Consider the following 13,654-nt stretch of genomic DNA (forward strand, 5'->3'; position numbering starts at 1 on the left):
TTTTTTATATTATTCCTTTTCTTTCATTTTTCTTAAAAATTTGCTAAATTTATCCATTTTCAAGTATTCTAAGTCTTCTAAATCAATTGCTGTGTCAGTATAGTATTTGTCTTCATAGTCAGGATTTACTTTTGAATTTAAGTAATCTCTTAAAAATGCTAGGTAAAAAGAATTGTAAGTGTTAAGTATTGGTAGAGGAATTTTTAGTTTAAAAAAATAAATATCAAGTTCAGGAATATCACGATATTTAATACGGCGACCTTTTTTGCTATTTTTCGCATCAATTAAGGTGTTTCGTCAGCGTTCATATTCTTCAATGCTAGTAAAGGTGCCATAGATGACTTTTAAGTAGGGGCGAAAAATATTAACGGGTTTTTTGCGAATTCCCACAATCACATTATTGGCAATATCACGAACTTTAACTCAAATATGTTTATCTCTTTGACCGCTAGCCAGCACAATATGACCGAAATGGCGTGCCAGAGCGAAATATTCTTGGATACCCGTTTCTTCGTTTTTGGTATTATTTTTTTCCCAATCAGTTCCTTCTAAAAATAAGTTGGTTTCATCTCACAACAGTAAGGTTTTGTCTGGCAATACCGGATAATCAAAGTCTAATAATCCCATATGACCTAAACTTAATTTTTGGGTTTCTAGTAATGGAAAGGTTGATGCAATGTGATATTTCTTCTTTTTTAGTAATTTTGATGCGTATACTAGAAAAGCAGTTTTTCCAGTTCCCAATGAACCAATCACAATATTTAATGGTGAATTTTTTAAGAAATTAATAACTTTGTTAATTTGTGTTAAATTACCGATTTTAAAAAGGAAAATTAAAATACAACCCGCTAAAAATAAATAGCTTACAATGTTTTTAAAATAACCGTTGTAAATATATCAAATTGCTCCGCAATGTCATAAAATTAAAAATGAGGTGCGATTTAATTCAATAAAATGGTTATTTTTTTCTATTATTCATTTGCAAAATTTCATCTTGCACCTCACTTTATTTTTTTATTAGCGTACTGCTCCAAGTAATTTTTCAAACATTTTAAAGCAAATAAAGAATATTGCCAAAATAAATGGAAAAATGAAGATTCAGTAGTCAGCAAAGAAGTTACCGACTTGTGGCATATTAACAGCAATAATTTCTCACATTTTAGTAAACGCCGTTATAATTGCATTTCATAATTTAGTCATCGCGTCACTAGCTGTTATTTTTTCTACTGTTGCAGGTGCATCGGCCAAGAAAGTTCCAATCATATAATCACCCCCTTTCTTTTTAAAACATTCATCATTTATATTCAAAGTTTTTCTTAAATTTGTTAAAACCACGATTAACCTTAACGCGATTATATTTTTTTCTAATTAATTTTGAATTTCTTTGGGAATGCATCACAATGTAACTTCTTGACATTAATTTTTTCCCTATCTAAATACTGATATGGTTTTTCAAAGTAGCATTAGAATAAATCACACCATAATCGCTGTTAAGAATCAAAAAGCAATGTTTGCTATTAAAAGTCAAAGTGTTTCTTGAGTTAAATCAATTTCTTTGCCACCACTAATATGAGCCGGAATAGTTGTAATTTGAATAAATAAATCTCAGAAAGTTTGTTTAATTTGTTCTCAATTAAATTCTTTTAAATTTATCGTCATTTTTTATCTCCCAAAAATCATTTTTATTGGTAAATACATAATTGAAATTAATGCGAAAAGAAAAGTAATGATAATAATTAATCCGGCAATAAATGCAACTTGTGCAGGCATTTTTTCTATCGGAATAAACAGTTCTAAGAATTCCATGATAATTTTTCAAAACATTATTTTTTATCCGCGTTATTTTCTTTTGAATTAGGAGCTTTAACTCATTCCTCAAAGCGAGCAATAAATACTTTTTCGTCTTTCGTGAAATTACCAGTATTATTTTTAATGGCATTTTTATATTTAATTCTAATTTTTATTTTGGCATAAATTTTGTAAGCAAAATATGCCAATAGCATGATGCTGATAATAATAAATATTAGTCCAATCGCAATATTCATTTTTAAACTCCTTTAAAATAGTTATAATTTATATCTTTTTTGTTGTTTTCTTTTTCGGCAATGAAAAAACCTAATAATTCTTGTCCTTTAATTAATTTGGTTTCATTTTCTTTTTGGTTAATTGAAATTACTTGATATTTACTATCCTTGATTATTCCGACACAAATCGAATTTTCATATTTTCCTTTATAAACAAATCGCTTTGGAAACCAAATACCGATTTGTTTATTAAATCACGGAATTTTTGGTGCTTTAATAAGCATTGCGTTTTGTGTTTCTTTTAAAAGATATTTCTTAGTATTTAAGAAAATGTTTTCAATGTTTTTCATAATAAATTACCTTTCTTATAGATAAACTAAGTTATATTAACTAAGTTAATTAACTTAGTTTTTTAAACACTTATATATCGCAGATTTAAGTGTTTAACAAGCTTTGTTATTAAATTTTGTTTTTTTATTATTAGATAAAGATTTTAATAATTTTAAACTTAGCATACCCCTATATAGAAATTTCTACACTTTAATGTCCGCATCCTGCCCTTGGAACTAATTTAATAGCGTGTATATTTTTAGGAAATCCACCCATTCATTTTTTTATTGCAAAATGAAACAAATTGCTATAGCTAATAGGGTGTTATCTATTAACTGGTAAACTTCTTTTGGTTATGGCGACCACCCACAATTTATTGTGCTTTAATACATACCAACATTATTAACTCACTTGTATTTAATTTTCAAAGAACAAATTTTTAACACCTTATAAAATAAAAAGACAATCATTGCTGACTGCCTTAATACTTATTCAAATCTTTATCTACCTAACAAAACTTTATGCGTCCCAGTGTTGGTTATAATGACAAAACCATCATTTTCATTATCTAATATTTCAAAATAACCATTTATTTGTTCAAAATGAAGCAGTATTACTTTTACAAAAGTGTTGAAATCTTCATTTGTGACACTTCCACCTCAACTAGAATGGTCATTTATAACAAATTTATTTTTAATAATTTTAGTAATGTTTGCTTGTGAATTTTTATTTTGCTTGATTTCATTTCATGTGTTTTTGTTAATTTTAATTTTTAATTTATCATGGGCTAGAAATTTATATCATTTTTCAATGTTATCATAAACATTATGATGAATTGAAGTTGGCAACTCAATATTAGATGTTGCATGATGATGAAAAGCAAAATACATTCATGTTCCTGCGATTGCTAATCCTCCAATTACTAAAGATAGCCCTAGAGTTTCCGGGGCCAGAGCGGCAGCAGTACCAGTTTCTCCGGCAAATTGCAAATATTCCGGACGACGATGAATACCAACATTTAATGATATTGGTTGTGCCATTCAAAATGCTGGTATCAAGATGATTAACTGGATGCTAACGGCCTCACAAGTCATTACCATTTTACGACCGCTAGCAATTATTGCAAAAGCAACAGTTAATTTTTCAAGTGCTATTTTTCCAGTCTTTAAAACCGTACCGGCTTTTTATCATACCTTTCAATTTTTAATTGGTTTCGCCATTTTTCTAATGATTTTACGAATTTTTGCATAATATATATATATATATATATATGAAATAAAGGAGTTAAATTTATGAAATTTTTAAATACAATAGTTCTTTGAGGACTAACGATGTTGCCGATAGTTGGATGTTCTAAAAAAGCAAATGAATCAGCAGAGCAAATTAATAAAGTTTATGATTTTGAAATTAAAGACTTACAAAAAGTAAAGTTTCATTTTTCACAAATCACAAATAACCTTACACAAGTTGAAATACAGAAAGCATTTAACATTGATATAAATGAAAAATTACCAGAATTAAAAAAGTTAAAAGACTTTTCTCTTCAATTTACACAAGAATTCTATAATGATAAGAAAAAACAAAATAAAATTAGACAACTAATAACTAAACACGGAACCAAAATAGAAAATAAAAAAACTCCTATATGAATAATTAATAAAAAAATAACAATCAAAGCAAAAGGCACAGAGATGTTTGACTTAGATGATCACAAAAATAATACAGTAAATTATGTATTAAGAGATGTATTTGAATTTGAAATTGAAAATTTTAATAACTAAATTTAAAAACTGATGGGGACTGTACAATTAACTGTGTCTCTAAGTAATTAACTTAAATTCACTCTGTCTTCAAATTTTATCATTAAATGTGAAATTGCACTACCCCAATTTTGAATTGGCGGGACTGTACAATTAACTGTGTCTCTAAGTAATTAACTTAAATTCACTCTGTCCTCAAATTTTATCATTAAATGTGAAATTGCACTACCCCAATTTTGAATTGGCATCGTTCATTTCTTAACCATATTTTGAAATGCTAAATAAAATATTTTAAAAACTGATGCGTCATTAGGAAAAATCTTTTTATTCTTAATGACTTTTCTTAATTGACTATTAACAGATTCAATCGCATTAGTTGTGTAAATAATTCTTCTAAATTCCTGAGGATATTCAAGAAAAATTATTAAATTATTTCAGTTATTTTTTCATGATTTAGTAATTTGTGGATACTTTTTATTTCATTTTTCAGAAAAATGATCTAAAGCAATTAACGCTATTTCTTCATTAATTGCTGTATAAATTGATTTTAAATCATTAGCTACAAGTTTGCGATCTTTGTAAGGAACAAATTTTAAACTATTGCGAATTTGATGAACAATGCATAATTGATGCTGTGTTTTTGGGAAAACAGCTTCTATTGCATCAGACATCCCAGTTAAATTATCACTACAAGCAACAAGAATATCTTGTAACCCACGATTTTTCATTTCCGTAAGATTATTAAGTCAAAATTTGGCTCCCTCATTCTCACTAATTCACATTCCTAAAATATCTTTTAAACCATCTAAATTAATTCCTAAGGCAAGATAAACTGCTTTATTTATTATTCGTTTATCTTGCTTTACTTTAACAACAATACAATCAAAATAAACAATCGGATAAATCTTCTCTAAAGGTTTAGTTTGTCACATTTTAACTTCTTCAATAACATCATCAGTTATTTGACTAATTAAACTTTCTGAAATTTCTGCTCCGTGATAGAATTCTTGCAATTGTGCTTTGATATCAGAAATTGTCATTCCTCTTGCATATAAAGAAATTACTTTTTGATCAAAGTTATCAAATCTTCTTTGTCTTTTCGGAATAATTACTGGTTCAAAAGTACTATTTCGATCTCTTGGTACATCAATTGCGATTGAACCATTTTTAGTAATAATGGTTTTTTGTGTGTTGCCATTTCTTTTATTATGATTCTCATCAGTTTCAAGATAATCTTTAATTTCCGTATTTAACATTCGTTCAGTTAATTTTTTGGTAAATTCCTGAAAAATAGTATTGCCTTTAAATAAATCTTGTGGATTATCAATATTTTCTAAAAAATAATCAACAACTTTATCAATTGCGTCAGGTTCTTTTTTTATTTTTTTTGTCATTTTCTGTTCTCCTTCTTTTAAGTATAATTCAGAATGAATTATCGAGACACAGAATTTTGGACAGGCTCGAATTGGCATCGTTCATTTCTTAACCATATTTTGAAATGCTAAATAAAATATTTTAAAAACTGATGCGTCATTAGGAAAAATCTTTTTATTCTTAATGACTTTTCTTAATTGACTATTAACAGATTCAATCGCATTAGTTGTGTAAATAATTCTTCTAAATTCCTGAGGATATTCAAGAAAAATTATTAAATTATTTCAGTTATTTTTTCATGATTTAGTAATTTGTGGATACTTTTTATTTCATTTTTCTGAAAAATGATCTAAAGCAATTAACGCTATTTCTTCATTAATTGCTGTATAAATTGATTTTAAATCATTAGCTACAAGTTTGCGATCTTTGTAAGGAACAAATTTTAAACTATTGCGAATTTGATGAACAATGCATAATTGATGCTGTGTTTTTGGGAAAACAGCTTCTATTGCATCAGACATCCCAGTTAAATTATCACTACAAGCAACAAGAATATCTTGTAACCCACGATTTTTCATTTCCGTAAGATTATTAAGTCAAAATTTGGCTCCCTCATTCTCACTAATTCACATTCCTAAAATATCTTTTAAACCATCTAAATTAATTCCTAAGGCAAGATAAACTGCTTTATTTATTATTCGTTTATCTTGCTTTACTTTAACAACAATACAATCAAAATAAACAATCGGATAAATCTTCTCTAAAGGTTTAGTTTGTCACATTTTAACTTCTTCAATAACATCATCAGTTATTTGACTAATTAAACTTTCTGAAATTTCTGCTCCGTGATAGAATTCTTGCAATTGTGCTTTGATATCAGAAATTGTCATTCCTCTTGCATATAAAGAAATTACTTTTTGATCAAAGTTATCAAATCTTCTTTGTCTTTTCGGAATAATTACTGGTTCAAAAGTACTATTTCGATCTCTTGGTACATCAATTGCGATTGAACCATTTTTAGTAATAATGGTTTTTTGTGTGTTGCCATTTCTTTTATTATGATTCTCATCAGTTTCAAGATAATCTTTAATTTCCGTATTTAACATTCGTTCAGTTAATTTTTTGGTAAATTCCTGAAAAATAGTATTGCCTTTAAATAAATCTTGTGGATTATCAATATTTTCTAAAAAATAATCAACAACTTTATCAATTGCGTCAGGTTCTTTTTTTATTTTTTTTTTTGTCATTTTCTGTTCTCCTTCTTTTAAGTATAATTCAGAATGAATTATCGAGACACAGAATTTTGGACAGGCTCCTTAATAACTAAACAATTTTTTCATTTTGTCAGAATAAAAACCAGTAATTTTAGTTAATTACTGGTTTGAACATTTTTTATTTTTACAAGAAATTTAAACTTGTTGTGCTTGTTTCAATTAAAGTTATTGTTTTAAATAGCTAATATCGTTTTTATAAAACCTTATACTATAGTAGTAACTGTATTCGTTCTTACTGGCCCTTCTCTTTCTGATGAAAAAAATGCTTCACCGTTAAATGTTATTTTATCATTGTTTTTATCTATAATAATTTCATTGGGTTTTAATTTTGTCGAAAACTCTTGATAAAATAAAAAAAATCATCAACTTGATAATTTTAAAAGGCTTTTATGTAAAATTACTATTTTTACTTTAACTTTTTTATACATTAAAATATAATACCGCTGTTTGTTGGTTTGGAGTTAAACCCTTATGTTGGTATTTTCATTTTCAGAGATTTAAATAATTTTGAATATTAGTAAAACCTAAACCATGATAATGAATTAAGGCTTCTTTAAGACTAGATTGTAATTTACTGATTTTATTTAAGTTACGATAACTAGCTTCAGGATTAATTGTTGTTTTAGTTACACATAAAGTAGAATTTGTTTGTTTTGCTACTAAAAAATATAATTTTTGCATATCAGAAGTAATAATTGAATTTTCATTAATTAATTCTTTGTTCATATTTTCAATAACTCATTGTTTTTGTAAACGTTTGGTGTTTGTGGATTTAACATAAATATTGTTATTATTATCAATTGCCATTTGAATACAGCATTTAGTATTAGTTGCGAATGGGTCAAGGTGAATTCTTCGTGGATCAGTTTTATATTTGAAATTTCCTTTATGGATTTCTTTAATAAATGTTTCATCGATTTGGATTTTACCAGATAATTTTTTAAATTTTAATTGGGTATTTTCTAATTGTTTTGATTTCATTAATTTTTGACGATTATATCAAGCAGTTTTTAATGTAGTTTTAATAAAACGAGAAATTGTTTTACTAGATTGCCCCAGCAATGAAATTTGAATCAATAAATTTCATTGTTCATAATTTAAATGACTTCAATAAATAAAATGATTACGAAAAGCGTCAAAACTTGCACGGCAATTTTTACATAAATATTTTTGTTTTCCTTCTGAATTATGTCCATTTTTAACGCAATGGTAAGATTCACATTTAGGACATTTAATACCTTGCGCTCTAAATTTTTGATCAATTTCATTTAAACGTTTTTGTTTTTTTATTAATTCTGCTTGTTGTTTAACTTTTTCATAAAATTCTAAAAATTGATCATCTGTTAAAGTATTTACTAGTTCTTGAATTATTTTTTCCATAATTATTATCCACCTCTATCATATTAAAAATATACCTAAAATTAAGTATATTCAATAAATATCAAGAGTTTTCGACAAAATTAAAATCATTGGGTAATAAACTATATTTTTGTAAAATTTGCATTACTTCTGTAATTGGCAATGTAACTATTTGTTCTTTATTGTTATCATCAATTATTTTGGCAGTAATATTTCCTGTAATTTTTTGTTTTAAATTTAATAGACTTCTTGCAAAATTAATATGATAATTATAATTTTTAAATTTAAAATAAATATAAAAGTGTTATTAAAATAATTTTTAGATTATTTTTACAAATATTTTGTCATTAAAACATAATAAAAATTATTATTTACAATAAAAAAAGACTGAAATTTTAAATTATCAAATATATTTAAACTAATAGTTGTAAATTATAAATTGAAGCTATTAAATTAAATCTTAAAGCAAATCTTTTTCTACGATTTCGATATTTTTCACTAATAATTTTAAATTTTTTAAGTATAGCAAAAACATTTTCAATAACAATTCTCATTTTTGAAATTCGCTCATTATTTTGCTTTTCTTCTTTATTTAAAGGGTTTTTCTTTGATTTTCTTTTAGGAATTAAAACATTATGATTAATTTTTTGTATGCCTTGATAACCTAAATCCACTAAAACAGTTGTTTCTGGTAAAAATTTAATTTTTGAATCTTTTAAAATTTTAAAGTCATGGTTTTTACCATAAGAAAAATCAGAACTAATAATTTTTTTACTATCTTTTTCAATTATAACTTGTGTTTTTATTGTGTGTTTTTTCTTTTTTCCTGAGTAGTGCTGTTTTTGTCTTTTTTTGGGCGTTGGATTTGGCTTTCAGTTACATCAATTATAACAGTCTTATCTTTGAAATAATCTTTTAATAGTGATTTTTGACCAGTAAGTTGTTGAAAATTAGGGTGTTTTATTAAAGTGTCTTCAATTCATTTGATATTTCTATAACAACTACTTTCACTAATATCATAACTTTTTGCAATATGAAAATAAGTTCTATATTCTCTTCAATATTCTAAAGTCATTAAAATACGATTTTCTAATGATAATTTATTGGTTCTTCCGCGACGAAATCTCTTTTTTAATTCTTCTATTTTTAAAATTTCTAGCATTTTATTAAAAGTAGTATGTTTAATACCAGTTAATCTTAAAAAATTTTTATCACTTATTTGATTATTTTTTTTAAATTTCATTTAAATTCCACCTTTTTATTAAAAACAACAATTCAATTATATTTTAAATTAATTTTGCAAGAAGTCTAATATAACATTAGATGGAATTATTCTTACTGGATAAGTAATTTTTAATTTTTCATCGGGATTAAGTTCAAATTTATCAGCGGATTCCTTAAAAATACTTAAAATCATTTCTTGTTTTTGTTTATTTGTATTTGATAAATCAAATTCATTTGATAATACATTAATGATTTCAGAATTTTTATTATTTATATTTGTAAAATCTGTTAATTTCATTTCATCATCAGAATTTATGTTTCAACCATTTAATTTATTTTCTTGTTTTGTTTTAGTTAATCCTGTTGTAATTTGAAATACTAATTTTGATTTCGAATTATATTCACAAGCAGGTACATTAAATGATCTTATATTTTGGGTTTTATTGATGATCTCTCTATCAGGACATACATTTTTAGGAACATTAGATCATAAAAATGAATTTTCTTTTCTTGTAACTTCAACATTTGAAAAAGTTAAATTATTAGTATCAATATTTTTTATTTCTTTAAATTTTAAATTAGGGTTTTCATCACGAAACTTAAAAAATACTGCTCTTTTAATTAATTCATTTAAATTAATAGCATCAACATCATCTTTATTTTTAATTTTATAATTAACAGTAACTTCACCAAAATATTTACCATTGTCTTTTGCTTTAACTGTAGCTGATGTATCTGATGTATCTGATGCTGTTTTATTAATAATTTCTAATTGTGATATATCTAAATCAGGATTTAAATAATTTAATTCATTTAAAATAATTTCATCATTAATAATGTTATTAAATCTTAAATTATTTATTTGAATAATAATATTTAAAAGCATTTTAGTTTTAGTTATTGCAAATGCATTACCACTTTTTTGTTCAATTATAATAGAACTAACTGCTTCATTTATACCATTTATTTTATGTGGTTTTCATGAATTATCATCATGCATAAAATAAAGGCCATCATCTGTCGCGAAATAAAGACTATTAGCTTTTACACTATCAGAAATATCATTTTGATGAACAGATATAGAATTAATAAATCCTGATATTTCAATAATTTTTCTAGCACCATAATTACCAGGTGTATTACTAATAAAATAAGATTTTCCTGTTTTAGTTATTGCAAATGCATTACCACTTATTGGTGCAATTGTAACAAAAATAACTGCTTCATTTATACCATTTATTTTTTGGACTCTTCAATCTGCTCCCATAAAATAAAGGCCATCATTTGTTGCAAAATAAAGACTATTAGCTATGGTTGTACCAACAGTATTTGAAAAAATAGCAATATGATTAACTGATCTTGTTATTTCATTAATTTGTCTAACATTAAAATTATCTTTATTAATAAAATAAGATTTTCCTGTTTTAGTTATTGCAAATGCATTACCACTTTTTTGTTCAATTATAATAGAACTAACTGCTTCATTTATACCATTTATTTTATGTGGTTTTCATGAATTATCATCATGCATAAAATAAAGGCCATCATCTGTCGCGAAATAAAGACTATTAGCTTTTACACTATCAGAAATATCATTTTGATAAACAGATATAGAATAGACTTCTTGCAAAATTAATATGATAATTATAATTTTTAAATTTAAAATAAATATAAAAGTGTTATTAAAATAATTTTTAGATTATTTTTACAAATATTTTGTCATTAAAACATAATAAAAATTATTATTTACAATAAAAAAAGACTGAAATTTTAAATTATCAAATATATTTAAACTAATAGTTGTAAATTATAAATTGAAGCTATTAAATTAAATCTTAAAGCAAATCTTTTTCTACGATTTCGATATTTTTCACTAATAATTTTAAATTTTTTAAGTATAGCAAAAACATTTTCAATAACAATTCTCATTTTTGAAATTCGCTCATTATTTTGCTTTTCTTCTTTATTTAAAGGGTTTTTCTTTGATTTTCTTTTAGGAATTAAAACATTATGATTAATTTTTTGTATGCCTTGATAACCTAAATCCACTAAAACAGTTGTTTCTGGTAAAAATTTAATTTTTGAATCTTTTAAAATTTTAAAGTCATGGTTTTTACCATAAGAAAAATCAGAACTAATAATTTTTTTACTATCTTTTTCAATTATAACTTGTGTTTTTATTGTGTGTTTTTTCTTTTTTCCTGAGTAGTGCTGTTTTTGTCTTTTTTTGGGCGTTGGATTTGGCTTTCAGTTACATCAATTATAACAGTCTTATCTTTGAAATAATCTTTTAATAGTGATTTTTGACCAGTAAGTTGTTGAAAATTAGGGTGTTTTATTAAAGTGTCTTCAATTCATTTGATATTTCTATAACAACTACTTTCACTAATATCATAACTTTTTGCAATATGAAAATAAGTTCTATATTCTCTTCAATATTCTAAAGTCATTAAAATACGATTTTCTAATGATAATTTATTGGTTCTTCCGCGACGAAATCTCTTTTTTAATTCTTCTATTTTTAAAATTTCTAGCATTTTATTAAAAGTAGTATGTTTAATACCAGTTAATCTTAAAAAATTTTTATCACTTATTTGATTATTTTTTTTAAATTTCATTTAAATTCTACCTTTTTATTAAAAACAACAATTCAATTATATTTTAAATTAATTTTGCAAGAAGTCTAATATCGCTGTTTGTTGGTTTGGAGTTAAACCCTTCCCTTATGTTGGTATTTTCATTTTCAGAGATTTAAATAATTTTGAATATTAGTAAAACCTAAACCATGATAATGAATTAAGACTTCTTTAAGACTAGATTGTAATTTACTGATTTTATTTAAGTTACGATAACTAGCTTCAGGATTAATTGTTGTTTTAGTTACACATAAAGTAGAATTTGTTTGTTTTGCTACTAAAAAATATAATTTTTGCATATCAGAAGTAATAATTGAATTTTCGTTAATTAATTCTTTGTTCATATTTTCAATAACTCATTGTTTTTGTAAACGTTTGGTGTTTGTGGATTTAACATAAATATTGTTATTATTATCAATTGCCATTTGAATACAGCATTTAGTATTAGTTGCGAATGGGTCAAGGTGAATTCTTCGTGGATTAGTTTTATATTTGAAATTTTCTTTATGGATTTCTTTAATAAATGTTTCATCGATTTGGATTTTACCAGATAATTTTTTAAATTTTAATTGGGTATTTTCTAATTGTTTTGATTTCATTAATTTTTGACGATTATATCAAGCAGTTTTTAATGTAGTTTTAATAAAACGAGAAATTGTTTTACTAGATTGCCCCAGCAATGAAATTTGAATCAATAAATTTCATTGTTCATAATTTAAATGACTTCAATAAATAAAATGATTACGAAAAGCGTCAAAACTTGCACGGCAATTTTTACATAAATATTTTTGTTTTCCTTCTGAATTATGTCCATTTTTAACGCAATGGTAAGATTCACATTTAGGGCATTTAAAATACCTTGCGCTCTAAATTTTTGATTAATTTCATTTAACCGTTTTTGTTTTTTTATTAATTCTGCTTGTTGTTTGACTTTTTCATAAAATTCTAAAAATTGATCATCTGTTAAAGTATTTACTAGTTCTTGAATTATTTTTTCCATAATTATTATCCACCTCTATCATATTAAAAATATACCTAAAATTAAGTATATTCAATAAATATCAAGAGTTTTCGACAAAATTAAACAAAAAATTATTAATTTTATTAAATTTTCACTAATTATATAAATTTATGTTTTCTATATTTATTCGTATATACAATAATACCTTTATTAATTCAACTATCATCATTTTTCTTATTATATTTATTTCATAATGAATTTTTATATATTTCTTTTCTGATTTCTATTTCTGAATTAATATTTTCATTAAACTTGGTACATAACTATAACTAGCTTAATTCAAAATTATATATTCCTGAAATTAAGTTAAATCGTAATCCAAATCTTCTAATCTTATTGCGATAACGATAAACTAGTATTTTAAATCTTTTTAATCTAGCAAAAACATGTTCAATGACAATTCTAACTTTACTTAAAAAGCTATTATATTCCTTTTTATCTGGATTTAAAGGATTATTTTTACTCTTTTTAATTGGCAATAATGTATTTTTATGAACATTTTGCAAACCTTGATATCCTGAATCGGCAATTAATTCTAATTTTGGATGGACGCATAAAGTTTTGTTAGGTAGTAAAATATTTGAATAAGTATTAAGGCGGTCAGCAATGATTGTCTTTTTATTTTATAAGGTGTTAAAAATTTGTTCTTTGA

18 protein-coding genes and 1 pseudogene are annotated in these 13,654 nt (G+C 24.7%); 2 read left to right on the top strand and 17 right to left on the bottom strand.

Going from position 1 to position 13,654, the window contains the following annotated elements:
* Window positions 1–9: 9 nt before the first annotated feature.
* From AAHM82_RS05365 to AAHM82_RS05395, 7 genes are all read right to left on the bottom strand, one after another.
* Window positions 10–993 carry a hypothetical protein gene (locus AAHM82_RS05365; protein WP_342264756.1) on the bottom strand — a complete coding sequence of 328 codons (984 nt, stop codon included), beginning with the start codon at window positions 991–993 and terminating at the stop codon, window positions 10–12.
* 24 nt (window positions 994–1,017) lie between these two features.
* Window positions 1,018–1,263 (bottom strand): hypothetical protein, encoded by a 246-nt coding sequence (locus AAHM82_RS05370; RefSeq protein WP_338967504.1) that lies wholly within the window; start codon window positions 1,261–1,263, stop codon window positions 1,018–1,020.
* Window positions 1,264–1,282: 19 nt separating this feature from the next.
* A complete protein-coding gene (locus tag AAHM82_RS05375; RefSeq protein ID WP_338968593.1) occupies window positions 1,283–1,417 on the bottom strand; it encodes a hypothetical protein in 135 nt (44 codons plus the stop codon).
* 11 nt (window positions 1,418–1,428) lie between these two features.
* Window positions 1,429–1,659, bottom strand: a complete 231-nt coding sequence (locus AAHM82_RS05380; RefSeq protein WP_342264156.1) for a hypothetical protein — start codon at window positions 1,657–1,659, stop codon at window positions 1,429–1,431.
* A 164-nt stretch (window positions 1,660–1,823) separates the two neighbouring features.
* Window positions 1,824–2,045, bottom strand: coding sequence for a hypothetical protein (locus AAHM82_RS05385; protein WP_215825907.1), 222 nt, complete (start codon window positions 2,043–2,045; stop codon window positions 1,824–1,826).
* 2 nt (window positions 2,046–2,047) lie between these two features.
* Complete coding sequence (locus AAHM82_RS05390; RefSeq protein WP_342264670.1) at window positions 2,048–2,374, bottom strand: hypothetical protein; 327 nt, start codon at window positions 2,372–2,374, stop codon at window positions 2,048–2,050.
* A gap of 480 nt (window positions 2,375–2,854) precedes the next feature.
* Window positions 2,855–3,394 (bottom strand): hypothetical protein, encoded by a 540-nt coding sequence (locus tag AAHM82_RS05395; RefSeq protein ID WP_342264757.1) that lies wholly within the window; start codon window positions 3,392–3,394, stop codon window positions 2,855–2,857.
* A gap of 19 nt (window positions 3,395–3,413) precedes the next feature.
* Here AAHM82_RS05395 and AAHM82_RS05400 point away from each other — a divergent pair, with 19 nt between their 5' ends.
* Window positions 3,414–3,605, top strand: coding sequence for a hypothetical protein (locus tag AAHM82_RS05400; protein ID WP_342264758.1), 192 nt, complete (start codon window positions 3,414–3,416; stop codon window positions 3,603–3,605).
* Between the two features lie 41 nt (window positions 3,606–3,646).
* On the top strand, window positions 3,647–4,135 hold the full coding sequence (locus tag AAHM82_RS05405; RefSeq protein WP_342264759.1) for a hypothetical protein: 489 nt from the start codon (window positions 3,647–3,649) through the stop codon (window positions 4,133–4,135).
* A gap of 152 nt (window positions 4,136–4,287) precedes the next feature.
* On the opposite strand, the gene AAHM82_RS05410 is transcribed toward AAHM82_RS05405, so the two are convergent.
* From AAHM82_RS05410 to AAHM82_RS05455, 10 genes and pseudogenes are all read right to left on the bottom strand, one after another.
* Window positions 4,288–5,508: an IS256 family transposase gene (locus tag AAHM82_RS05410; protein WP_342263365.1), complete on the bottom strand. Its 1,221-nt coding sequence runs from the start codon at window positions 5,506–5,508 to the stop codon at window positions 4,288–4,290.
* Between the two features lie 42 nt (window positions 5,509–5,550).
* Window positions 5,551–6,735 (bottom strand): annotated as a pseudogene (locus tag AAHM82_RS05415) (IS256 family transposase); the annotation flags it as partial.
* Window positions 6,736–6,965: 230 nt separating this feature from the next.
* On the bottom strand, window positions 6,966–7,190 hold the full coding sequence (locus AAHM82_RS05420; RefSeq protein WP_342264760.1) for a hypothetical protein: 225 nt from the start codon (window positions 7,188–7,190) through the stop codon (window positions 6,966–6,968).
* Entirely contained in the window at window positions 7,183–8,142 is a 960-nt protein-coding gene (locus AAHM82_RS05425; protein ID WP_342263352.1) for an IS1/IS1595 family N-terminal zinc-binding domain-containing protein, read from the bottom strand. Before AAHM82_RS05425 ends, AAHM82_RS05420 begins: the two co-directional genes overlap by 8 nt.
* 392 nt (window positions 8,143–8,534) lie before the next feature.
* Window positions 8,535–9,364, bottom strand: a protein-coding gene (locus tag AAHM82_RS05430) for an IS5 family transposase (protein WP_425289002.1) whose coding sequence is annotated in 2 segments (ribosomal slippage) — window positions 8,535–8,992 and window positions 8,992–9,364 — 831 coding nt in all. Because the reading frame shifts where the segments join, the coding sequence is not laid out codon by codon here.
* Between the two features lie 48 nt (window positions 9,365–9,412).
* Window positions 9,413–10,975, bottom strand: coding sequence for a hypothetical protein (locus AAHM82_RS05435; RefSeq protein ID WP_342264761.1), 1,563 nt, complete (start codon window positions 10,973–10,975; stop codon window positions 9,413–9,415).
* A gap of 158 nt (window positions 10,976–11,133) precedes the next feature.
* Window positions 11,134–11,526, bottom strand: a complete 393-nt coding sequence (locus AAHM82_RS13590; protein ID WP_342264845.1) for a transposase family protein — start codon at window positions 11,524–11,526, stop codon at window positions 11,134–11,136.
* Window positions 11,523–11,963 (bottom strand): transposase family protein, encoded by a 441-nt coding sequence (locus AAHM82_RS13595; protein WP_342263396.1) that lies wholly within the window; start codon window positions 11,961–11,963, stop codon window positions 11,523–11,525. The genes AAHM82_RS13590 and AAHM82_RS13595 overlap by 4 nt, the downstream gene beginning before the upstream one ends.
* Before the next feature lie 92 nt (window positions 11,964–12,055).
* Window positions 12,056–12,676 carry a transposase gene (locus AAHM82_RS05445; protein ID WP_342264762.1) on the bottom strand — a complete coding sequence of 207 codons (621 nt, stop codon included), beginning with the start codon at window positions 12,674–12,676 and terminating at the stop codon, window positions 12,056–12,058.
* A 595-nt stretch (window positions 12,677–13,271) separates the two neighbouring features.
* Entirely contained in the window at window positions 13,272–13,613 is a 342-nt protein-coding gene (locus AAHM82_RS05455) for a transposase family protein (protein WP_342264917.1), read from the bottom strand.
* Window positions 13,614–13,654: the final 41 nt, after the last annotated feature.

This window comes from Spiroplasma endosymbiont of Clivina fossor (genome assembly GCF_964031115.1).
Classification (GTDB): Bacteria; Bacillota_I; Bacilli_A; order Mycoplasmatales; family Nriv7; genus Nriv7.